Source organism: Roseovarius halotolerans, assembly GCF_900172255.1.
GTDB lineage: Bacteria > Pseudomonadota > Alphaproteobacteria > Rhodobacterales > Rhodobacteraceae > Roseovarius > Roseovarius halotolerans.
The window spans coordinates 230,070-251,385 of the sequence record NZ_FWFU01000002.1 but is presented as its reverse complement, the minus strand read 5'-3'; the positions used below and the strand labels follow the sequence as shown (position 1 = coordinate 251,385).

Annotated in this window: 17 protein-coding genes; 5 read left to right on the top strand and 12 right to left on the bottom strand. The window is 65.8% G+C overall.

Going from position 1 to position 21,316, the window contains the following annotated elements; genetic code table 11:
* Nucleotides 1-3 precede the first annotated feature (3 nt).
* The 8 genes from murJ to ROH8110_RS08185 all read right to left on the bottom strand — a co-directional run bounded on the left by murJ (nucleotide 4) and on the right by ROH8110_RS08185 (nucleotide 9,824).
* On the bottom strand, nucleotides 4-1,542 hold the full coding sequence (gene murJ, locus ROH8110_RS08220) for a murein biosynthesis integral membrane protein MurJ (protein ID WP_085817284.1): 1,539 nt from the start codon (nucleotides 1,540-1,542) through the stop codon (nucleotides 4-6).
* A gap of 139 nt (nucleotides 1,543-1,681) precedes the next feature.
* On the bottom strand, nucleotides 1,682-2,800 hold the full coding sequence (locus ROH8110_RS08215) for an acetate/propionate family kinase (protein WP_085817283.1): 1,119 nt from the start codon (nucleotides 2,798-2,800) through the stop codon (nucleotides 1,682-1,684).
* Nucleotides 2,797-3,732 carry a bifunctional enoyl-CoA hydratase/phosphate acetyltransferase gene (locus ROH8110_RS08210; protein WP_121143678.1) on the bottom strand — a complete coding sequence of 312 codons (936 nt, stop codon included), beginning with the start codon at nucleotides 3,730-3,732 and terminating at the stop codon, nucleotides 2,797-2,799. Before ROH8110_RS08210 ends, ROH8110_RS08215 begins: the two co-directional genes overlap by 4 nt.
* Before the next feature lie 135 nt (nucleotides 3,733-3,867).
* Nucleotides 3,868-5,364 (bottom strand): AMP-binding protein, encoded by a 1,497-nt coding sequence (locus ROH8110_RS08205; protein ID WP_085817281.1) that lies wholly within the window; start codon nucleotides 5,362-5,364, stop codon nucleotides 3,868-3,870.
* Nucleotides 5,361-6,770 carry an acylating sulfoacetaldehyde dehydrogenase gene (gene sauS, locus ROH8110_RS08200; protein WP_085817280.1) on the bottom strand — a complete coding sequence of 470 codons (1,410 nt, stop codon included), beginning with the start codon at nucleotides 6,768-6,770 and terminating at the stop codon, nucleotides 5,361-5,363. The genes ROH8110_RS08205 and sauS overlap by 4 nt, the downstream gene beginning before the upstream one ends.
* A 72-nt stretch (nucleotides 6,771-6,842) precedes the next feature.
* Nucleotides 6,843-7,799, bottom strand: a complete 957-nt coding sequence (locus ROH8110_RS08195; RefSeq protein ID WP_085817279.1) for a Bug family tripartite tricarboxylate transporter substrate binding protein — start codon at nucleotides 7,797-7,799, stop codon at nucleotides 6,843-6,845.
* Nucleotides 7,800-7,848: 49 nt separating this feature from the next.
* Nucleotides 7,849-8,307, bottom strand: a complete 459-nt coding sequence (locus tag ROH8110_RS08190; protein ID WP_085817278.1) for a tripartite tricarboxylate transporter TctB family protein — start codon at nucleotides 8,305-8,307, stop codon at nucleotides 7,849-7,851.
* Complete coding sequence (locus ROH8110_RS08185; RefSeq protein WP_085817277.1) at nucleotides 8,304-9,824, bottom strand: tripartite tricarboxylate transporter permease; 1,521 nt, start codon at nucleotides 9,822-9,824, stop codon at nucleotides 8,304-8,306. Before ROH8110_RS08185 ends, ROH8110_RS08190 begins: the two co-directional genes overlap by 4 nt.
* A 116-nt stretch (nucleotides 9,825-9,940) precedes the next feature.
* Between ROH8110_RS08185 and ROH8110_RS08180 the strand changes: the two genes are divergently transcribed.
* On the top strand, nucleotides 9,941-10,966 hold the full coding sequence (locus ROH8110_RS08180; RefSeq protein ID WP_085817276.1) for a LacI family DNA-binding transcriptional regulator: 1,026 nt from the start codon (nucleotides 9,941-9,943) through the stop codon (nucleotides 10,964-10,966).
* A 6-nt stretch (nucleotides 10,967-10,972) separates the two neighbouring features.
* Here ROH8110_RS08180 and ROH8110_RS08175 read toward each other — a convergent pair whose 3' ends face one another.
* A complete protein-coding gene (locus ROH8110_RS08175; RefSeq protein ID WP_085817275.1) occupies nucleotides 10,973-13,741 on the bottom strand; it encodes a [protein-PII] uridylyltransferase in 2,769 nt (922 codons plus the stop codon).
* A 19-nt stretch (nucleotides 13,742-13,760) separates the two neighbouring features.
* Nucleotides 13,761-14,939, bottom strand: a complete 1,179-nt coding sequence (locus ROH8110_RS08170) for a penicillin-binding protein activator (RefSeq protein WP_085817274.1) — start codon at nucleotides 14,937-14,939, stop codon at nucleotides 13,761-13,763.
* Between the two features lie 87 nt (nucleotides 14,940-15,026).
* On the opposite strand from ROH8110_RS08170, the gene rsmI reads away from it, so the two are divergent.
* The 4 genes from rsmI to ROH8110_RS08150 all read left to right on the top strand — a co-directional run bounded on the left by rsmI (nucleotide 15,027) and on the right by ROH8110_RS08150 (nucleotide 18,229).
* A complete protein-coding gene (rsmI, locus tag ROH8110_RS08165) occupies nucleotides 15,027-15,908 on the top strand; it encodes a 16S rRNA (cytidine(1402)-2'-O)-methyltransferase (protein ID WP_245962814.1) in 882 nt (293 codons plus the stop codon).
* Complete coding sequence (locus ROH8110_RS08160) at nucleotides 15,905-16,324, top strand: YraN family protein (RefSeq protein ID WP_085817273.1); 420 nt, start codon at nucleotides 15,905-15,907, stop codon at nucleotides 16,322-16,324. The genes rsmI and ROH8110_RS08160 overlap by 4 nt, the downstream gene beginning before the upstream one ends.
* A 61-nt stretch (nucleotides 16,325-16,385) precedes the next feature.
* Nucleotides 16,386-17,321, top strand: coding sequence for a glutathione synthase (gene gshB, locus ROH8110_RS08155; RefSeq protein ID WP_085817272.1), 936 nt, complete (start codon nucleotides 16,386-16,388; stop codon nucleotides 17,319-17,321).
* A complete protein-coding gene (locus ROH8110_RS08150) occupies nucleotides 17,318-18,229 on the top strand; it encodes an alpha/beta hydrolase (protein WP_085817271.1) in 912 nt (303 codons plus the stop codon). Before gshB ends, ROH8110_RS08150 begins: the two co-directional genes overlap by 4 nt.
* Here the strand turns inward: ROH8110_RS08150 and ROH8110_RS08145 are convergent.
* Both ROH8110_RS08145 and ROH8110_RS08140 read right to left on the bottom strand, forming a co-directional pair.
* Nucleotides 18,195-19,709, bottom strand: coding sequence for a YifB family Mg chelatase-like AAA ATPase (locus tag ROH8110_RS08145; protein ID WP_085817804.1), 1,515 nt, complete (start codon nucleotides 19,707-19,709; stop codon nucleotides 18,195-18,197). The two genes, ROH8110_RS08150 and ROH8110_RS08145, sit on opposite strands and share 35 nt — an antisense overlap.
* Before the next feature lie 101 nt (nucleotides 19,710-19,810).
* Entirely contained in the window at nucleotides 19,811-21,307 is a 1,497-nt protein-coding gene (locus tag ROH8110_RS08140; protein ID WP_085817270.1) for a phosphomannomutase/phosphoglucomutase, read from the bottom strand.
* Nucleotides 21,308-21,316: the final 9 nt, after the last annotated feature.

Genomic DNA, 21,316 nt, shown 5'->3' with positions numbered 1-21,316 from the left:
GCCTCAGCGGCGCAGGCTGGCGCGGAACTCCGAGAGATGAAATGCGCCGATCAGATGGCCGATCCCGAAATAGCTGACGATCCCCGTTCCGATCAGCGCCAGAAGCGCCAGCCAGCGCAGCCCGGACATGCCGAAGAACGGCACCAGCAGCACGCTGATGCCCCAGATGATCACCCCCATAAGCGCCGAGGCGACAAGGATGCGCCAGATACGGTCGCGGCAGCGATCATCAAGGCGGGCAACCTCGCCATAGCTGCGCGTGCCGCGCACAAGCAGTCCGAGCATCACCCAACCCGCGACAGTGGCGGCGATGGCGGCGGCGATCCAGCCGATCAGATAGGCCAGTCCGATCGCCACGGCCGCGTTGACGATCATCGCCACCACGGCATAGCGGAACGGGCTCTTGGTGTCCTCTCGTGCGAAGAACAGAGGTTGCAGGATCTTCTGGAGAACGAAGGCCGGGAGGCCCAGGCCATAGATCGCGACCGCAAGCGCGGTGGCGGCGGTGTCGTCGGTCCCGAAGGCGCCGCGCTCGAACAGCACCGAGACCAGTGGCAGCGGGACCGCCACCAGTGCCACGGCGCAGGGCACGGTCAGCGCCAGCGATATCTCGGTTGCGCGGGAATACGCGGCGCGCGCGCCCTTGTGATCGTCGATCTTGAGACGGCGTGAAAGATCGGGCAGCAGCACGATGCCGACAGCGATGCCCACCACGCCAAGCGGCAACTGGTAAAGGCGGTCCGCGGAGTAGAGCCAGCTCACGGCCTTGTCGTAATTCGAGGCGACCTGCTGTCCGACCAGAAGATTGACCTGCATGACCCCGCCCGCAAGCGCGGCCGGAATCGCGATGCGCACAAGGCGCGCCATGTCTGGGGTCCAGCGCGGGCGCTCGGTCCGGATGTGGAACCCGGCACGCGCCGCGGCGATCCAGACCAGCGCAAGCTGGGCCGCGCCCGCGAAGGGGATCGTCCAGACAAGCGCATCTGCCACCGGGCCGTTGTTGAGGGCGGCGAAAGTCATGGCGGCGATGAGCATGACATTGAGCAGGACGGGGGCGGCGGCGGCGGCGGCGAAGCGGCCGGTGGCGTTGAGCACACCCGAAAAGAGCGCAGCGAGAGAGATGAACAGGATATAGGGAAAGGCGATGCGCCCGAAGGCGACCGTCAGATCGAACCGCTCGTCCCCGGCAAAGCCTTCTGCGGTGGCCCAGACCAGAGCGGGCATGAAAAGCATCGCAAGACCGGTGAGCGCCAAGAGCACCAGCGCCAGCCCCGACATGGCCTGTGAGGCGAATTTGACGTGGTCTTCATCACCCTCGTATTTCTTTGAAAACATTGGAACAAATGCCGCGTTGAAGGCGCCTTCGGCGAAGAAGCGGCGAAACATGTTGGGCAGGCGGAAGGCGGCCACATAGGCATCCATCAAGGCGCCGGGGCCAAGGAAATTGGCGATCAGAACATCGCGCACGAACCCCAGAATTCGGCTGAGCATGGTCCATCCGCTGACAGTCAGGACACCGGAAAGCAGGCGGACGGGTCTCATATGCGGGCCTTTGATTGCGCGGGTTCCGGCAGGCTTAGCGGATCGGGGACGCAGGCGAAAGAGGCATCAGCAGCGCAGGAAGGATGGTACAAAACGCACATAACGACCCCCCGTTTTGTACCAAACCGGAGGCGGGCAATCATGCGGCATGATCGCGTTCGAGGACCGAGAGCGCCTCAAGCGCCATCATCCGTTCTTCGTTGGCGGGGATCACCAGCGTCCGGAAATCGCCGAGCGGCGCGAGCTGGGCGATGATCCGCTCGCGCACGGAGCTTGCGTGTTCGCCGATACCGCCGGTGAACACCATCGCGTCGATCCCGCCGAGCACCACCGCCAGCGACGCCGCCGCCTGTGCGCAGCGCCGGGCGAAATAGTCGAGCGCGAAGCGCGCGCCATCCGAGCCGTCATCCAGAAGGGTCGCCACATCGTTTGAGATCCCCGAAAGGCCAAGCAGACCCGAGCGGTCGTAGAGCATCGTTTCGACCTCAGCCGCCGACATGCGATGCGCGCGCATGAGGTGCATCACCGCGCCGGGGTCGATCGCGCCCGAGCGGGTGCCCATGGGCACGCCGTCAAGGGTGCTCATGCTCATGGTGGTGTCGCGGCTCTGGCCCTGTGACATCGCACAGAGGCTGGAGCCGTTGCCGAGATGCGCGGCGATCACGCGCCCGGCGTGAAGCGCGGGGTGATCGCGGCGAAGGGACTCGGCGACCCAGGCGTAAGACAGGCCGTGAAACCCGTAGCGGCGCACGCCTGCCTCATGAAATTCCGCCGGGATCGCGAAACGGGTCGTCATCGGCCCGTGACCGGCGTGAAAGGCGGTGTCGAAACAGGCGATATCGGGCACGTCCGCTTCGACCCTCTCGGAGGCGGCGATGGCGGCGAGGTTGTGGGGCTGATGCAGTGGCGCGAGTGGGTTGAGCGCTTCGAGGTCGGTGAGCACCTGCGGTGTGACCCGCACCGGCCCGGTATAGCGCGTGCCGCCATGGACAACCCGGTGCGCGATGGCGACGCTTTGCCATTCGCTGGCATGGGCCTTCAGGAACGCGATCACGGATTCCAGCGCGGCATGGTGATCCGCGCCGGGTGCGAGCGTGGTCTGCGTGGTCGGACCGTCGGTGATATAGGCGTTGAACTGCGCCGCGCCGCCGATGCGGGTGGCCTTGCCCCCAGCCAGCTCGCGGAGCCCGTCGCGCGCGAATACGCGGAACTTGAGGCTGGATGACCCGGCATTGAGTGTCAGGATCGTTTCGGTCATTTGACTTGCCCCCTGTCGCGCGCGTCGGCCAGCAGCACCGCGAGCGCGCAGGACAGAAGCCGTGCGCGCACGCTGTCGGCGCGACTGGTCAGGATCACCGGCACGCGCGCGCCCAGAACGATCCCCGCGCCTTCGGCGTGGCCCATGAAAATCAGTTGCTTGGCCAGCATGTTCCCGGCCTCGATATCGGGCACGAGCAGGATGTCGGCATGGCCCGCAACCACCGAGTCGATGCCCTTTTCCTGCGCCGCCCTGACGCTGATGGCGTTGTCGAAGGCCAGTGGCCCGTCAAGCAGCGCGCCGGTGATCTGCCCGCGATCGGCCATCTTGCACAGCGCGGCGGCGTCGATCGTCGCTGGCATCCGGGGATGCACGGTTTCGACCGCCGCAAGGATGGCGAGATGGGGTTTCTGCGGGCCGAACAGCGCGTGCCAGAGCCCGATGGCGTTCTGCGCGATGTCGGCCTTCTCCAGAAGGTCGGGCTGCACGTTGACGGCGGCATCGGTGATGATGAAGGGGCGCGGATAGTCGTTGGTCAGCATCACGAAGGCGTGGCTGATGCGGCGTTCGGTCCTGAGCCCGGCGGCGGGCGAGATGATCGCGCCGAGCAATTCATCGGAGTGCAGCGAGCCCTTCATGATGGCGCGCACCTGCCCGGTCGCGGCCAGTTCGGCGGCCTTGTCGGCGGCGGCATGGCTGTGTTCGGTGTCGATGACGGGGTAGGCGTCGGGTGGCTGGCCGGTTTCGGTGAGGGCGGTGGCGATCCGGGCGGCGGGACCGATCAGAACCGGCGAGATGAGCCCGGCGGCGGCGGCATCGTTGACGGCCTCGAACACGGTGGCCTGCACCGGATGAACCACGGCGGTGGGCAGGGCGGGCAGAGGGTCGCAGCGCGCCATCAGCCCGTCGTAATGCTGGTCCATCTGGTTCATGCACGCGGCTCCCTGGGTGGCGTCGTCGTCGTAGGCCGCCGCATGGCGGCACCGGGGACGACGTTTCGCAGGGCAGGATGGCATGCGCGTGACACGCGCCGCAAGGGAGCAGATTTCGGCAAGCGCCCGAAGCGCCTAGAGAATCTCGCCCAGTTTGCGGCGCTGGATCTTGCCCGATGGACCTTTGGGCAGTTCATCGAGGAAATGCACACGATCCGGGCATTTGAAGGCGCCGAGCTTGCGCGCGCAAATGGCGATCAGGTCGTCTTCGCTCAGGTCCGATCCGGGGCGGATCGCCACGGCGGCCTCGACCCGTTCGCCGTAGCGCGTGCAGGGGCGGGCAAAAGCGGCGGCCTCGATGATGTCGGGATGGGAATAAAGCGCCTCGTCCACTTCGCGGGGGGCGATGTTTTCGCCGCCCTTGATGATCAGTTCCTTGAGGCGCCCGGTCACGAAGAAATAGCCATCCGCGTCCTGACGGCCCAGATCGCCGGTGCGCAGCCAGCCGTCTGGCGTGAAGGTCTCGCGCGTGGCGTCGGGGTTGCGCAGGTATTCGCGCATCACGTTGGGGCCGCGCACGGCGATTTCGCCCTCTTGTCCGTGGGGCAGGGGGGCGAGGTTTCCATCGAGGATCGCCGCCTCGTTGCCGAAGGGAATGCCGGGCGAGCCGATCTTGCGCGTCCCCGGCGGCAGCGGGTTCGAGAGGATCTGCGCGGCGGTTTCGGTGAGGCCCATCGTTTCGATGATCGGCACGCCGAAGCGGGTTTCAAAGGCGGTCTGCACATCCGGCGCCAGCGGCGACGAGGCCGAGCGCCCGAAGCGCAGCCGCGCCTTCACCGCGTCGCTCGGGTCGGCATCGCCGTGCAGAAGGTGAGAGATGATCGTCGGCACGACCGAGAACCACGTCGCCTCGCTGCTGGCGGCCTGATCCCAGAAGCGGCTGGCCGAGAAGCGCGGGCAGAGCGCCAGCGAGCCGCCCGAGACCAGCGAGCCGATGACGGACACGCAGAGCCCGTTGATATGGTAGATCGGCAGCACGCAAAGCCCGCGGTCATCCGGCGAGAGCTCATGCGCGACCGAGGTGGTCCACCCCCCCGCCAGCAGGCTGGAATGGCTGTGGACCACGCCCTTGGGCCGCCCGGTGGTGCCGGAGGTATACATCAGCAGCGCATGATCCTCGGGCGAGAGCGGCGCAAGGTCGCCCGCGGGGCCGTTGACGGTATCGGGATCGAGCCGTTTCACCGGATTGTCGCGCGTGGCCTCGTCGAAGATGTCGCGCACGCTGTCATCCACGAATGCAAAGCGTGCCTCGCTGTGGCCAAGCGCATAGGCGATGGCGTCAAGCCCGGCGGCGAGGTTGATCATGGTCAGGCGGAAACCGCCGTAGAGCGTGCCGTAGAGCGCCTCGATGGCGGCGCGCCCGTTGGGCATGACGATGGCGACGCTTTCACCCTTTTGCGCACCTTGCCCGGCCAGCGACCCGGCAATGCGGCGGGCGCTGTCGCGCAGGGCGGGCCAATCCAGGGTCTCGCCGGTTTCGGGAAAGACGAAGGCGGTCCCGCCAGCCTCGGCGCGGGAGTCGACCCAGTCGCGCAGGGTGCCTTGGGGCGGTGCGTCGCGTTCCAGTTTCATTGCCCGGCCACGTCCCAGTAGTCGGCGAAGATCGCATCGAGCGTGGGTTCATTGGCGGGGATTTCACGCACGACGCGGGTGGTCTGGATGAAATGGCGCCAATGCAGGTTCTCGTCGATGGAATTGCCGCCCCAGCTGCCGCAGCCCATCGACAGGGAAAAGGGCAGGCCGTTGGTGAAGGCGCCGCCGGTGGCGAAGCAATGGGCCTGATTGACGATCACGCGGCAGGTCGGGATGATCTCGCCCAACTGCATGGCGCGGCTGTCGTCGCCGGTATGCAGGCCGATGGAATGCCCCGCCCCCTGGTGTTCGAGGATGCGGCGCGCGGTGTCGGTGGCGGCGTCGAAATCGGCAGCGCGATAGAGCGCGACCACGCGGCTGAGCTTTTCGCCCGAAAGCGGGTGGTCGGGGCCGATGCCGGCCGTTTCGACCGCGATGAAGCGCGTGCTGTCGGGCACTTGCCCGGTGAGGCCGAGCACCTCGATGGTGACATCGGCGTCCTGCGCGAGGATCGCGCGGTTGAGCTTGCCCTCGGGCCAGAGGCGCTGGACGATCCGGTCGGATTCGGCGGCATGCACCAGCGCACCGCCCTGACGCGCCAGTGCCGCGACGAAGGCGTCATAGACCGCATCGACCACCACGAGGGCGTTCTCGGAGGAACAGGATGTGGCATTGTCGAAGGTCTTGGAGGCGGCGATCTTTTCGGCGGCGGCGTCGAGATCGGCGGTCTCGTCGACGATCACGGTGACATTGCCCGCGCCGACCCCGATGGCGGGCGTGCCGCAGGTATAGGCGCGGCGCACGTTGTCCTGGCTGCCGGTCACGACCACGAGGTCGGAGGTTTCGAGCATCCGCTGCGTCTTGGCCTTGGAGCCGGGGGCGGGAACCATCTGAACGAGGTCATGATCGAGGCCGATCTTGTCGAATTCGGCGTGGATGTAGCGCAGCAGCATGTCGCAGGCCGGGACGCCCTTGGGCGAGGGCGAGAGCACGATGGCATTGCCGCATTTCAGCGCGTTGATGATATTGTTGGCGGGGGTCGCCGCCGGGTTGGTCGAGGGTACCACGGCGCCGATCACCCCGATGGGGCGGGCGATCTCGGTGATGCCGGTGGCCCGGTCGTCGCGGATCACGCCGTGGGTTTTCACCCCGGCGATGTCGCGCATCAGGCCCAGTGTCTTGCGGTGGTTCTTGGTGATCTTGTCGGGCACGTTGCCAAGCCCGGTCGTTTCGACCGACAGTTCGGCCAGGGCGCGGTTGCGCGCGGGTTCCATGATCGCCCATGCGGCGGCCTGCGCGGCCCGGTCATAGCGTTCCTGCGTGGCGCCGTCCTCGAAGGCCTGCTGCGCGGCACGGGCGCAGGCCATGATGCTGTCGATGGCGGTAAGATCGTCGGGGGCGTTCATCTGAAAGTCCTTCGCGGTGGGTGGACAGGGCGGGCGGCCGCCCTGTCCGGGGTTGAATGAAGCGGGCGCGGCTTAAAGGCCGGCCAGCAGTTTCTCGAGCGTTTCCTGACGCTGGTTCCACATCTCGCGGACCTCGTCGCGGGTCATCACCTTCATGGGCGAGCCGCCAGCCTTCATCTGCTTCTTGACGCGGTCGTTCTGGAACATCGCGGGCACGGTTTCGGCCAGCTTGTCGATCACCTCTTGCGGGGTGCCCTTGGGGACCATGATGCCGCGGTAGTTCACGCTGGCATTGTCGATGTCATAGCCCTGTTCCTGCATGGTCGGCACGTCGGGCAGGAAGTCGCTGCGCTCGGTGTCGAACACGCCGAGAATCTTGATGTTGCCCGCATCGGCGGCGCGGAAGGCATCCGAGAGGTTGTTGACCCCGCCCATCACCTCGCCGGCGATGACCGCCTTCATGGCACCTGCACCGCCCTGGTTGTTGGGGATGTAGGCCAGCTTGACGCCCGCGGCGTTTTCAAGCTGAAGCGCGGCGATGTGGTGGCCGACGAACAGCCCGGCACCCGAGAAGGTCATCTTGCCGGGGTTTTCCTTGGCCCAGTTCACAACGTCTTCCATCGTGTCGAACTCGCTGTCGGCACCGACGACGAAGACCGCCGGGTCGGCGCCCCAGTTGGCGATCGGCTCGAAGCTGTCGGCGCTGTATTCCACGCCGCCCTTGATCGACTGGGCGATGAAGTGGGGCACGTTGTAGGCGCCGATGGTATAGCCGTCGGCATCGGCCTGCGTCGCCAGCCAGTTCCAGCCGACGCGCCCGCCTGCACCGGGCTTGTTGACGATGGCGATGGGCTGGCCCAGGGCATCCTCGTTGCCCGAGGTCATGGTCACGATCCGCGCCTGAAAGTCGGTCGCGCCGCCCGCGCCATAGCTGACCATCATCATCAGCGGACGGTCGGGGTAATCCTGTGCCGCAGCGGGACCTGCGATCATGAGGGCTGTCGCCAGCCCGGCCATAAGTGATTTCATCATTGGGTTCTCCTCCCTTGGTTTTTTCGGTTGACCGGTTGGGTCCGGATTATTGAAACAGCACCTCTCTGGGTGTGAATACGTTGAGGATTCCGGCGAACAGCCCATACATGACGGCAAGGAATCCCAGGGTGATCAGGATCCGCATGATCCAGCTGCGCGCCGCATTGTGCGGGGCGGGATCATAGATCGAGAGCAGCATGAAAAAGGCGATCGTGCTGGCAGTATAGAAGCCAAGCCCGCGCGCGGCCCAGAATACGTAGATCAGCATCACCGCCAGGCCCGGCGCGATGTTGATGACCATGCGCCGCCCGATCCCGTCGCCGACCCGCGACAGGCCGAGCGCGGCCTTGCCGAAGGTCCAGAGCGCCAGCACGACGAACACCGTCGAGATGAGGCGAGGGAACAGGAAGGCCTGCGCCGGTTCGCGCGTATAGCTGACCCAGCAGATCCAGATGCCGACAGCGGCGATGAATCCCGATGGAAAGATATGTTGCCATTGTCTCATGCCGCGGCCTCCTCGTTCTGTTCCTGCCTGTCGATCCGGCGCTGGCGCAGTTCCATCCAGACCGAATAGGCGATGGAGGCCACCACGATGGCGATCAGCGACAGGTTCAGGACGCCGCTGAAGAAATAGGTCGTCCGCCCCACCGAGGCGTCGGCGATCATCGCGCCCTGGATGAAATTGGCCTCGGCGATGGGGCCGAGGATAAGGCCAAGGACCAGCGGCGCAGCGGCAAATCCGAAGCGTTCGAGGAAATACATGCCGATGCCGAGCGCCGCCATCACATAGACATCCCCCATCGAGTTCTGCACGGAATAGGAGCCGAACACGGCAAGCCCCAGCACCAGCGCCGCCATCACCGATTGCGGCACCTGCGCCACCCGCGCGGCGAAGCCCGCCACGTAAAGGCCGAAGATGCACATCAGGATCTGGCCGATCAGCATCGAGTTGATGAAGGTCCAGGCCACGTCGGGGTGATTGTCGAAGAGGTCCGAGCCCGGGAAGATGCCGTGGATCAGCAACCCGCCCAGAAGCACGGCGGCGGTGGGGCTGCCGGGAACGGAAAGCGTGAGCAGAGGCACGAGCGAGGGGCCGACCATCGCGTTATTGGCGCTTTCGGCGGCGATCACGCCTTCGGAATGGCCGGTCCCGAACTTCTTGCGCTCGGGGCTGAACTTGCGGGCCTGGTCGTAGGCGACAAGCCCTGCGATCTGGCCGCCCACGCCGGGGATGAGGCCGATGGTCGAGCCGATAATCGTGCCGATGGACAGCGAGCGCCAGCGGCGAAGCGTTTCACGGATGGCCGCGCCGATGGGATGCTTGCGCACGGCGATCACTTCGGCGCCGGAGGGCACGCGGCCGCGGGCGAACATGGTCAGCACCTGCGGGATGGCAAAGAGACCGATCAGCGCCGGGATGATGTTGATCCCGCCCGACAGTTCGGGGTGAAAGATGAAACGTTGCGCGCCCATGATGTCGTCAAAGCCGATGGTTGCCAGCCACATGCCGATACAGCCCGACAACAGCCCCTTGACGACCGAGTTGCTGTCGAGCGTGCCGATCACCGTGACCCCGAGGATCGCCAGCCAGAACAGGTGCGACGGCCCGAAGGCCAGCGCCCATTGCGCCAGCAGCGGGGTGAGGAAAATCAGCAGCAGCACCCCGAACACGCCGCCGATGGCGGACGAGATGAAGGAGAGTTGCAGCGCCTCGGCGCCGCGCCCCTGCGTCGCCATCGTGTGACCGTCGAGCGTGGTCGCGATATTGGCGGGCGCGCCGGGAATCTTGAGCAGGATCGCACTGACTGCGCCCCCCGCGACGGTCGAGGTATAGGCCGCGCCGAGCAGGATCAGGCCTTGCGCGGCGGGCAGTTGAAAGGTGAACGGGATCAGCAGCGCCACCGCCATCGTGGGCGACAGGCCCGGCGTTGCCCCGAGGATCAACCCGCCGATGGTGCCGACCAGCAAAAGCAGGAACGACACCGGCTGAAAGACCTCGCCGAAATATCCTATGAATTCCAAGAAGCGCCCCTCCCTATGGCTCTTCCCGTCACTTTCATGACGTTTGACAGATCAGGCTAAGGCATGAAAATAGTATTGCAAATGTTTTCATAAAATTCGCCGGAAAGCCCATTCAAATGCCGGAAAAAACAAAGAAAAACTCGGATATTGTGGCTGTTGCAAAGGCTGCGAATGTGTCGCCTTCCACCGTGTCGCGCGCTTTCAATCACCCGGATCTGGTGAACCCGGCCACCCGCAAGAGAATCAACCGCGCGGTCGAGAAGCTGGGCTATATCCGCAACCGTGCGGCGCAGGCGATTCACGGGCGGCGCAATGCCACGATCGGGCTGATCGTGCCGACGATCAACCACGCGATCTTTGCAGAGGTGATCCAGTCCTTTTCGGATGCGATCGACCGGGCGGGCTTTACCCTGCTGATCGCGTCGCACGGGTATGAGCTGGAGCGCGAATACGAGACGATCCGCAAGCTGATGGAACATCGGGTGGATGGAATCGCGCTTGTCGGGCTGGAGCATTCAGAGGCCAGTTTCCGCCTGCTGGCGCGTCAGGAGACGCCCTGCATCGCGATCTGGAACTATTCGGCCGATGCGCCCATGTCCTGCGTCGGCCCCGACAATCGCGAGGCGGGTCGGATGGCGGCGCGGCATCTGCTGGAGCTGGGACACCGCGATATCGGGCTGGTCTTTCCGCGGGTCGAGGGCAATGACCGCGCGCGCCAGCGCCTGGAGGGCGCGATCGAGGAAATGCAGGCGTGCGGCGCACCGGTGCGCGACGAATGGCGCATGGAGGCGCCTTACAGCACGACCCTGGCGAAACAGGCGGTGCATGGGTTGCTGGAGGGCGGCGTGCGCCCGACGGCGTTGCTTTGCGGGAATGACGTGATCGCGCAGGGGGCGATATACGGGGTGCAGAGCATCGGTCTGGATGTGCCGCGGGATATGTCGGTCATGGGGATCGGGGATTTCAACGGCTCGCATGACATGGAGCCGGGGCTGAGCACGGTGCGCATACCCGCCGAGGATATCGGCAAGATCGCGGGGGAGCGGCTGACCGGGTTGATCGCCTCGGAGGAGGAGGAGATCTTCCGCTATTGCTGCGAGCTGGAATGCATCGCGCGGGGCACGACGCGGGCGCTGCGTTAGGCGTGGTCAGGTCACGGCGCGTTCCGCGCCTTCGGTGATGGCGCGGCGCAGTTTGCGCTCCAGCGCCTGGCGCTTGGGTTCGGAGTGGAACTTGAGGCCGAACATGTCCTTCACGTAGAACGTATCGACCACCTGTTCGCCGTACGTCGCGATCACCGCCGAGTTGATATAGACGTTGCTGTCGGCCAGCGTCCGGGTCAGATCGTAGAGCAGGCCGGGGCGGTCGCGGGTATCGACCTCGATGATGGTGTAGATTTCCGAGCCTTCGTTGTCGAAGGTGATGTGGGTGGGCACCTTGAAGGCGCGTTCGCGTTTCTTGATCTTGTCGCGCGAACGGATCGCCTGCGCCGCGACCACTTCGCCCTTGAGGGTCTTGCGGATCATGTCGCGCAGGCGCGGCAGGCGGGCGGCCTCGTAGGGGTGGCCGTCGGAATCCTGGATCCAGAAGGCGGCGGTGGCGAACCCGTCCTTTGACGTATAGGTGCGCGCGTCCACCACATTGGCGCCGACCAGCGCCAGTGCGCCGGCCAGCCGCGAGAAGATGCCCGGATGATCGGCCAGCGCGAAACAGGCGCGGGTGGCGTCGCGGTCCTCGTCGATCGAAAGGTCGATGGCGATCTCGTCTTCGGAGAGGTCACGCAGCAGCCGCGCAAAGACGACATGCGCGGTGACATGCAGCCCCTGCCAGTAGGGCGGGTAGTGGCGGGCGGTCTCGTGCTTGAGATCGCGGGCGGGCCAATCGTCGAGCGCGTCGCGCAGGTTGCGCTTGGCGTCCGAACCGCGCTGTTCCCTGTTGAGATCCTCTAGCCCGCCTTCCATCGCGCGCCGGGTCTGGCGATACAGCGCGCGCAGAAGCGAGGCTTTCCAGTTGTTCCAGGTATTCGGCCCGACGCCGCGGATATCGCAGACGGTCAGCACGCAGAGCAGGTCGAGCCGTTCCTTGGTCTGCACGGCCTTGGCGAAGTCGCGCACAGTGCGCGGATCGGCGATGTCGCGCTTCTGGGCCATGTCCGACATCAGGAGGTGATAGCGCACCAGCCATTCGACGGTATCCACCTCCTTGGGCTTCAGCCCGAGGCGGGGTGCGACCTTGCGTGCGATCCGGGCGCCGACGATGGAATGGTCCTCGTCTCGCCCCTTGCCGATGTCATGCAGCAGCAGCGCCACGTATAGCACGCGCCGGTTCACGCCTTCCTCGAGGATCGAGGAGGACAGCGGCAGGTTTTCAACCAGTTCGCCGCGTTCGATCTGCGCCAGGTTCGAGATGCACTGGATGGTGTGCTCGTCCACCGTGTAGCTGTGATACATGTTGAACTGCATCAGCGCGACGATGGGCTCGAATTCGGGGATGACCGCCGAGAGCACGCCCAGCTCGTTCATCCGCCTGAGCGCGCGTTCGGGATTGCCGTGTTTCAGCAAGAGATCGAGGAACAGCTTGCGCGCCTTGGGGTCATTGCGAAAATCGTCGTCGATGAGCTCCAGATGGGCGGTCACGAGGCGCATGGCGTCCGGGTGGATCAGGAGCCCGGTGCGCAAGCCTTCCTCGAAGAGGCGCAGAATATTGAGCGGGTCCGAGAGGAAGGCGTCCTCGTCGACGATGGCAAGGCGGCCGTGGACCTCTTCATAGCCAGCCTTGAGCTTGCGTTTGCGCCGGAAGATCCGTTGCAGAAGCGGTTCGGATTTCACATGCGCCGCTTCCAGCTTGGTCAGGAAGATCCGTGTCAGGTCCCCGACGGCGGTGGCGTGGCGGAAATATTCCTGCATGAACACCTCGACCGCGCGCCGACCGGCGGTATCGGTATAACCCATGCGTTCGGCCACCTCGACCTGAAGGTCGAAGGTCAGCTGATCGGTGGGCCGGTTGGTGAGCAGGTGGATATGGCAGCGCACCGCCCAGAGGAAATTCTCGGCGGTGGCGAAGGTGTCGAACTCGTCTTCGGTGAACATGCCGACATTCACCAGTTCGGCGGCACTGTCGACGCGGTGCAGGTACTTGGCGATCCAGAACAGTGATTGCAGGTCGCGCAGCCCGCCCTTGCCCTCTTTGACATTGGGTTCGACCATGTAACGCTGGCCGCCCTGTTTTTCATGGCGGGCGTCGCGCTCTTCCAGCTTGGCCTCGATGAACTCGCGCTCGGAGCCCTCGAACAGCTCGTGCCACAGGCGCTTCTTGAAATGGTCGGCCAATTGGCGGTCGCCCGCGAGGAAACGGTGTTCGAGCAGCGAGGTCCGGATGGTGAAATCCTCGCCGCCAAGGCGCAGGCAGTCGCGGATGGTGCGGCTGGCATGTCCGACCTTCATCTTGAGATCCCACAGCATGTAGAGCATCGATTCGATGACGCTCTCGGCCCAGGGGGTGATCTTGTAGGGGGTGAGGAACAGCAGATCGACATCCGATTGCGGCGCCATTTCGCCCCGCCCGTAGCCGCCGACCGCGAAGACGGCGATGCTTTCGGAGCTGGTGGGCGTGGCCAGCGGATGGAGGTGGTGTTGGGCCACGTCAAGCGCGCTGAGAATGATGCAATCGGTCAGCCAGCTGTAGGCGCGCACAGTGGCACGGGCGGCGAAGGGATGATCGCTGAACCCCGCGGCGATGGCCTCGCGGCCTTTCGCGAGGGCGTCGGAGAGCACGGTTACGGCCGCGCGGCGCAGGGTCATGGTGTCGCCGTCGGCCGCGGCCAGGGCCTCGGCGAGACGCGCCTCGATGGCGCTCTTGTCGAAGATGTCCCCGGCCGGGCGGATCAGGTCGTCCGGGCTTGAGATCGCGTCTTTCATCCGGTCCTTTCGCGCGGCCCTAGAAGCCCGCGCCGCCGAAGCCCCGTGGTGCAGGGTCGATCACCACGACCTGCTGGTCGCGGATCGTCGCCACCGCAAGGCCGCGTTCGTTGGTGCCGTCGGGGCGCAGGCGGAAGACACCGTTGACCCCCTGGAAGCCGGCACTCTGGGTCAGCGAGCCACGGCTGAGCGCGTTGCGATCGCCGGATTTCGCGAGCGCGCCGACGGCGGCGATGCCGTCATACGCAAGCCCCGCCAGATCATGCGGTGCGCTGCCATAGGCGGCCTGGAACCGGCTTTTGAACTGGGCGCTGCGTTGCGGGTCGGGCAGGGCGAACCACCCCCCCTGGACACCCGGCAGTTCGAGCGTCTGCGGTGGCGTATCCCAACGGCTGAGGCCCATATACTGGATGGTGTCGGTGCTCAGCCCCGCCTCGGGCAGCATTTGCGAAAAGAGCGGCAGCGCGCCCGCGGTGTTGGCGGTCAGGAAGATCGCGTCGGCATTGTTCTCGCGGGCCGCATCGCGGATTCGGGGCACGGCCGAGACGACGCCCTGCTGCGAGAACGTGTAGCCGATGCTGCCCGCGATGGTGGCGCCGTTGCGGGCTGCGGCCTGTTCGATGGCCTGGCGGCCCAACTGACCCGCGAGGTTGTCGGAATAGACCGCCATGATGCGGCTCTTGCCGCTGCGGGTGGCGTAGCCCACCAGCCGGTTGGCGGTGTTGTCGAAGGTCTGGCCCAGCACGAACAGGTTGCCGCCCGCGATGGTGCTGTTGTTCGAGAAGGTCAGCACGTTGATGCCACGGTCGGCCACTGCGACCGCGACGGCATTGGCCGATTCGGCGTGCAGCGGGCCGATGATGATGCTCGCGCCGTCCGTCACCGCATTGAGCGCTGCGGTGCGGGCCTGCGCGGCCTGACCGGCGGTGCCGTAGACCCGCAGGTCGATCTGCACGCCGCTCATGTCCGAAGCGGCCATGCGGGCCGCGTTCTCGAGATCACGGGCCAGGCGTTGTTCCTGGGGCACGGCAGAGCCATGCGGCAGCAACAGCGCCACCGCGACCGGCTGGGAGGGATTGATCGGTTGGCCGCCGCCGCCCGTGGTGGCGACCGGTTGGCATGCGCTGAGCCAGAGCGCGGCCAGAAGAATGGCGATACGGCCCGGCGCCTTGCGGGCGGAAGACAAAACGGCGAACATGGATCACGTCACTCCCTGAGTTTGCGGCGGGGTCTGCCCCGTTGCGATATTCAGGATCGATAATAAACGTCATGAGAGGCGGGTCCAGTGGTGAATCCGAAACAGCAGAGCCTGGCGCCGGGGCTATACCTTGTGGCGACCCCGATCGGGACGGCGCGCGACATAACGCTGCGCACGCTCGATATTCTGGGCGCGGCGGACGTGATCGCCGCCGAGGATACCCGCAGCCTGCGCAAGCTGATGGGTATCCACGGGATTTCACCGGGGGACAGGCCGGTGCTCGCCTATCACGATCACAATGGCGAAAAAATGCGCCCGCGCCTGCTGGCGGCGCTCGCAGAGGGGAAGTCGGTGGTCTACGCGTCCGAGGCGGGCACGCCGATGGTGGCCGATCCGGGCTATGACCTGGCGCGCGCGGCAGTGGCTGAGGGCCATGCGCTGATCTCGGCGCCGGGCCCGTCGGCGGTGATCGCGGCGCTGACCGTGGCCGGGTTGCCGACCGATTACTTCTTCTTCGCGGGCTTCCTGCCCAATGCCTCGGGGCGGCGGAAATCCGCGCTCAAGGCGCTGGAGGCGGTGCCGGGGACGCTGATCTTCTACGAATCGCCAAAGCGGGCGGCGGCGATGCTGCGCGACGCGGCGCAGGTTCTCGGGGGTGAGCGGCGGGCGGCGCTCTGCCGGGAGCTGACCAAGAAATTCGAGGAGGTCATGCGCGGCACGCTCGACGAGCTGGCCGAGGCTTGCGCCGCGCGTAGCCTGAAGGGCGAGATCGTGGTCCTGGTGGATCGCGGGCGTTTACCAAATATTCGCGAATCGGATTTAGAAATGCGGTTGGCTGAGGCATTGAAGGTGCATTCGGTGCGCGATGCGGCGGATGCGGTCTCGGCAGAACTGGGGCTGAAGCGGCGGCAGGTCTATCAGCGTGCTTTGCAGCTTTCGCAGGACTCGACAGGGGATTCGGGATCATGACGGTGGGAACGGATGTTCGGCAGGTGGATGCGGATGCGTCATGGCGCAGGCAGCGCGCCGATCGCGGTCTCAGGGCCTGGCAATCCGGGATGGCGGCGGAACGCAGCGTTGCGGCCTGCTATGACCGTCGCGGTGCGGACCTCTTGGAAACCCGGTGGCGGGGAGAGGGCGGCGAGATCGACCTGATCCTGCGCGAGGGCGCGGTGATCGTGTTCTGCGAGGTGAAGGCGGCGCGCAGTTTCGACGCGGCGATCGCGCGGCTGCGCCCGGTGCAGGTCAGGCGTATACATGCGGCGGCGGCGGAATACCTCGGGAATGTGCCTGCAGGCCAACTGGCCGAGGTGCGATTCGACCTTGCGGTGGTCGATCAGCGCGGGGCCACAGAGATCATCGAGAACGCGTTCGGTCATTTCTGATTTGCGATTGGCGGCGGCATGCCCCATTTAGGGCGGGACGCAAACACGCCGGGGGAGCCCCATGAAGATCGCCTTTCAGATGGACCCGATCGCACCGGTCGATATCAATGCCGACAGCACCTTTCGCATCGCCGAAGAGGCGCAGGCGCGCGGGCATGAACTGTTCTATTACACGCCCGATGCGCTGGCCTATGTCGAAGGGCGCGTGACGGCACGGGGATGTCCGCTGGAAGTGCGGCGCGTCAAGGGCGACCATTTTAGCCTTGGCGAGCCGCGCGAGGCCGACCTGAGCGAATTCGACGTGGTCTGGCTGCGCCAGGATCCGCCGTTCGACATGCACTACATCACGACGACCCATTTGTTGCAGCGCGTCATGCCCGGCACGCTGGTGGTGAATGACCCGTTCTGGGTGCGCAATTTCCCTGAAAAACTGCTGGTGCTGGATTTTCCGCAGCTGATGCCGCCCACTGCAATCGCCCGCGATCTGGCGACGATTCGCGCGTTCAAGGACCGTCATGGCGATGTGATCCTGAAGCCGCTTTACGGCAATGGCGGCGCGGGGGTGTTTCACCTCTCGGAATCCGACCGCAACCTCAGCTCGCTCCACGAGCTTTTCACCGGGTTCAGCCGTGAGCCGCTGATCGTGCAGAAATACCTGCCCGAGATCAAGAATGGCGACAAGCGGGTGATCCTGGTCGATGGCGAAGCTGTGGGCGCGATCAACCGCATTCCGGCGCAGGGCGAAACCCGGTCCAACATGCATGTCGGCGGGCGCCCCGAGAAGGTCGCGCTGAATGATCGCGACCGCGAGATATGCGCCACGATCGGGCCGCTTCTGCGTGAGAAGGGGCAGGTTTTCGTCGGTATCGACGTGATCGGCGACTACCTGACCGAGATCAACGTGACCTCGCCCACCGGCATCCAGGAACTGGAGCGGTTCGACGGGATCAACGTGGCCGCGATGATCTGGGAGGCGATCGAGGCGAAACGCGCGTGAGCCTGCGTCGGCATATCCTGAATCTCGGTCTGCGACTGGTGGAAAAGCGGTTCCTGGCGCGGGCCGATGATCCGGTGGCGCTGCGCGCGGGGTTTGAACGCAAGGCGCGGTTCTGGTTTCGACCGCCGCGCGGCAGCCATTTTTCCAAAGAGGTGCTGGACGGCGTGCCGGTGTGCTGGGCGCTCGGAAAGGATGTGTCCGCGGGCAAGGCCGGCGCGGTGATCTTGTATCTGCATGGCGGTGGCTATGTGTTCGGCTCGTCGCGCAGCCATCGCGCGATGCTGGCGCGCCTGTCGGGGCTAAGCGGGCTTGCCGCCTGCCTGCCGGATTACCGTCTTGCCCCGGAACATGCCTTTCCGGCGGCGCTGGAGGATGCGCTTGCGGTCTATATCGAGCTCAGTGCCGAGCGCGAGGTGATCATCGGCGGCGACAGCGCCGGGGGTGGCCTGGCGCTGGCGCTGCTGGCCGAGATCCTGCGCCACGGGCTGCGCCGCCCGCGCGGGGTCTTCTGCTTTTCGCCGCTGACCGACATGACTTTTTCGGGCGACAGCATGGCGTCGAACGCAGATGCCGAAGTGATGCTGCCGGTTGCCCGCGCGGGCGAACTGGCGCGGATGTATCTGCGCGAGAGCGATCCGCGCGACCCGCGCGTGTCGCCGCTTTTTGCCGGGTTCCGCGGCGCGCCGCCGGTCTGGATTGCGGCGGGCGATACCGAGATCCTGCTGGATGATACGCGCCGGATGGCGGCGCGGCTGCGTGCGGACGGGGTGCGTGTGACCGAGGTGATCGCGCGCGATCTGCCCCATGTCTGGCCGATTTTCGGGCCGCTGCTGCCCGAAGCGTGCCGCACGCTCGAAGAGGTGGCCGGGTGGATCAGGTCTCTTTCCCGACCGCAAGGCGATAGCTGACGGCCTCGGCCACATGCGGGCGGCGCACGTTTTCGCAATGGTCGAGATCGGCGATGGTGCGCGCCACGCGCAACACCCGGTGATAGCCGCGCGCAGACAGGCCGAACCGCTCGGCCACGCGGTTGATCAACGCGCGCCCCTCGGCATCGGGGGTGGCCACCTGCTCCAGTATCTCGCCCTCGGCATCGGCATTGAGCCGCGTGCGCTCCGCATCGGCAAAGCGGCGCGCCTGAAGCGCGCGCGCCTCGGCGACGCGGGTGGCAACGGTGGCTGAACTGTCGCCCGAGGCGGGCAGGTCGAGGTCGGTGAAGGTCACGGGCGGCACCTCGACGCGCAGGTCGAAACGGTCCATCAGCGGTCCCGAAATACGGCCCATGTAATCCTCGCCGCATTGGGGCGCTCGGCTGCAGGCACGCGCCGGGTCCGGGAGGTAGCCACATTTGCAAGGGTTGGCGGCGGCGACGAGCATGAATCGGCAGGGGTATTTCACATGCGCATTGGCGCGCGCGACCATGACCTCGCCCGTTTCGACGGGCTGGCGCAGGGTCTCCAGCACGGTGCGGGCGAACTCGGGGAATTCGTCCATGAACAGAACGCCGTTATGCGCAAGACTGATTTCCCCCGGCCCGGCACGTCGCCCGCCGCCGACGATGGCGGCCATTGAGGCGGTGTGATGCGGCTCGCGAAAAGGCCGCGTACGGTTGATGCCGCCCTCGTCCAGAAGCCCCGCCAGCGAATGGATCATCGAGGTTTCCAGCGCCTCGGCTGCGGTCAGGGGTGGCAGGATGCCGGGCAGGCGCGCCGCCAGCATGGATTTGCCGGACCCCGGTGTGCCGACCATCATCAGGTGGTGGCGTCCGGCGGCGGCGATTTCCAGCGCCCGCTTGGCGCGCTCCTGCCCCTTCACATCCAGAAGGTCGCGCCCAGTGGCATCGGTGGTGACTTCGCCGGGTTCGGCGGGGACAAGCGGTGACTGGCCGGTATAGTGGCGCACCACATCGGCAAGGCTGGCGGCACCGATCACCTGTGCGGCGCCGACCCATGCCGCCTCGGCGCCAGAGGCCCTTGGGCAGAGCAGGGTGCGCTCGTCCTCGGCGGCGGCCATCGCGGCGGGCAGGGCGCCGATCACCGGGATCAGCGTGCCATCGAGCGAGAGTTCTCCGAGCGAGCAGGTGCCTTCGACCGCGTCGGCGGGGATGATTTCCAGCGCCGCCAGAAGCGCAAGGGCGATAGGCAGGTCGAAATGGCTGCCCTCCTTGGGCAGGTCGGCGGGGCTGAGATTGACGGTGATCCGTTTCGAGGGCAGGGCGATGGCCATCGAGCTGAGCGCGGCGCGCACACGGTCGCGGGCTTCGGTCACGGCCTTGTCGGGCAGACCGACAAGCGAAAAGGCGGGCAGGCCGGGGCTGATCGCGCATTGCACTTCGACCTGCCGTGCGCGGATTCCCTCGAAGGCCACCGTGTAGGCGCGCGCGACCATCGGCATGTTCCTGTCTGGTTAATCTCGGTTAACCAAGACTTACGCCCGCGCGGTTTATGAAGTGTTAACGCGGCGGCGATTTAGCAACCGCGCCGCGCGCCTCAGATTCGCTGATCATAGTCCCCGACCGAAGGCTCGGTGCGGATCACCGTATCGAGGTCGGCGAAGATCGCGCGCATCTCGGCTTCGCTTTCGCTGCTTTCGCAGACCACCACAAGGTTGGGCGTGTTCGAGCTGGCGCGCACCAGCCCCCATGAGCCGTTATCGAGGATCACGCGGGCGCCGTTGACGGTGACCACCTCCTTGACCGGGCGACCGGCGATGCGTTCACCGGCCTCGGCCTTGGCGACCAGCCGCGCGACGATGCGGTCCAGCACCTCGTATTTCTCGGTGTCGGCGCACCAGGGCGACATGGTCGGCGTCGACCATGTCTGCGGCAGGGCGCGGCGCAGGTCGGACATCGAGGCATCGGGGTTGCGATCCATCAGCTTGCATATCTCGACTGCCACGCGCATTCCGCAATCATAGCCACGCCCGATGGGCTCGGCCAGGAAGTAGTGGCCCGATTTCTCGAAGCCAGCCAGCGCGCCGATCTCCTTGACCCGGCGTTTCATGTGGGAATGGCCGGTTTTCCAGTAATCCGCGGTGACGCCGTTCTTCTGCAATTCAGGGTCCGAGGCGAAGAGGCCGGTCGACTTCACATCCGCGACGAAGGTGGAGTTCGGGTAGATCCCGGAAAGGTCGCGGGCCATGATGACGCCCATCTTGTCGGCGAAGATTTCCTCGCCCTCGTCGTCGACCACGCCGCAGCGGTCGCCGTCGCCATCGAAGCCAAGCGCGAAGTCCGCCCCCGTAGCGCGCACGGAATCGGCCATGTCATGCAGCATTTCCATCGCTTCGGGGTTCGGGTTGTAATGGGGGAATGTGTAGTCGAGCTCGTTATGCGAGGGGATCACCTCGACGCCGATGCGCTCGAACAGTTCGGGGGCGAAGGCCGCGGCGGTGCCGTTGCCGGTGGCGCAGACAACGCGCAGCTTGCGCGACATCTTGAAATCGCCGACGAGGTCGTCGAGATACGCCTCGCGCACGCCATCGACGAATTCATAAGAGCCGCCTTCGCGCGGCTCGCCTTCGCCGTTCAGCACGATGTCGCGCAGTTCGGCCATCTCGTCGGGGCCGTGGGTCAACGGGCGTTCAAAGCCCATCTTTACCCCGGTCCAGCCGTTGGGATTGTGGCTGGCTGTGACCATTGCCACGGCGGGCGCATCAAGGTGGAACTGGGCGAAATAGGCCATCGGGCTGAGGGCCGGGCCGATATCGCGCACGCGGATGCCTGCCTGCATCAACCCGATGATGAGCGCCTGTTTGATCGCCAGGGAATAGTCGCGGTAATCGTTGCCGACTGCGATTTCGGGGCGGATGCCGCGGCGCTGCATCTGGGTGCCGAGGCCGAGGCCAAGCGCGGTCATACCTGGCAGGTTGATCTCGTCGGGATATTTCCAGCGCGCGTCATATTCGCGAAATCCCGTGGGCGCGATCATCGCGTCGCGCAGGAATTCCCAGGTATTGGGCGTGCAGGTCGGCAGGGGTCTGGTCATTATATGAGG

Excerpts from the sequence above, each read along its gene's own strand:
- ROH8110_RS08215 (WP_085817283.1), bottom strand. The coding sequence starts at position 2,800 with ATGACCGAAACGATCCTGACACTCAATGCCGGGTCATCCAGCCTCAAG.
- ROH8110_RS08195 (WP_085817279.1), bottom strand. The coding sequence starts at position 7,799 with ATGAAATCACTTATGGCCGGGCTGGCGACAGCCCTCATGATCGCAGGT.
- gshB (WP_085817272.1), top strand. The coding sequence starts at position 16,386 with ATGAAGATCGCCTTTCAGATGGACCCGATCGCACCGGTCGATATCAAT.
- ROH8110_RS08160 (WP_085817273.1), top strand. The coding sequence starts at position 15,905 with ATGACGGTGGGAACGGATGTTCGGCAGGTGGATGCGGATGCGTCATGG.
- ROH8110_RS08170 (WP_085817274.1), bottom strand. The coding sequence starts at position 14,939 with ATGTTCGCCGTTTTGTCTTCCGCCCGCAAGGCGCCGGGCCGTATCGCC.
- murJ (WP_085817284.1), bottom strand. The coding sequence starts at position 1,542 with ATGAGACCCGTCCGCCTGCTTTCCGGTGTCCTGACTGTCAGCGGATGG.
- ROH8110_RS08145 (WP_085817804.1), bottom strand. The coding sequence starts at position 19,709 with ATGGTCGCGCGCGCCTACACGGTGGCCTTCGAGGGAATCCGCGCACGG.
- ROH8110_RS08210 (WP_121143678.1), bottom strand. The coding sequence starts at position 3,732 with ATGAACCAGATGGACCAGCATTACGACGGGCTGATGGCGCGCTGCGAC.
- ROH8110_RS08190 (WP_085817278.1), bottom strand. The coding sequence starts at position 8,307 with ATGAGACAATGGCAACATATCTTTCCATCGGGATTCATCGCCGCTGTC.
- ROH8110_RS08205 (WP_085817281.1), bottom strand. The coding sequence starts at position 5,364 with ATGAAACTGGAACGCGACGCACCGCCCCAAGGCACCCTGCGCGACTGG.
- sauS (WP_085817280.1), bottom strand. The coding sequence starts at position 6,770 with ATGAACGCCCCCGACGATCTTACCGCCATCGACAGCATCATGGCCTGC.
- ROH8110_RS08140 (WP_085817270.1), bottom strand. The coding sequence starts at position 21,307 with ATGACCAGACCCCTGCCGACCTGCACGCCCAATACCTGGGAATTCCTG.
- ROH8110_RS08180 (WP_085817276.1), top strand. The coding sequence starts at position 9,941 with ATGCCGGAAAAAACAAAGAAAAACTCGGATATTGTGGCTGTTGCAAAG.
- ROH8110_RS08175 (WP_085817275.1), bottom strand. The coding sequence starts at position 13,741 with ATGAAAGACGCGATCTCAAGCCCGGACGACCTGATCCGCCCGGCCGGG.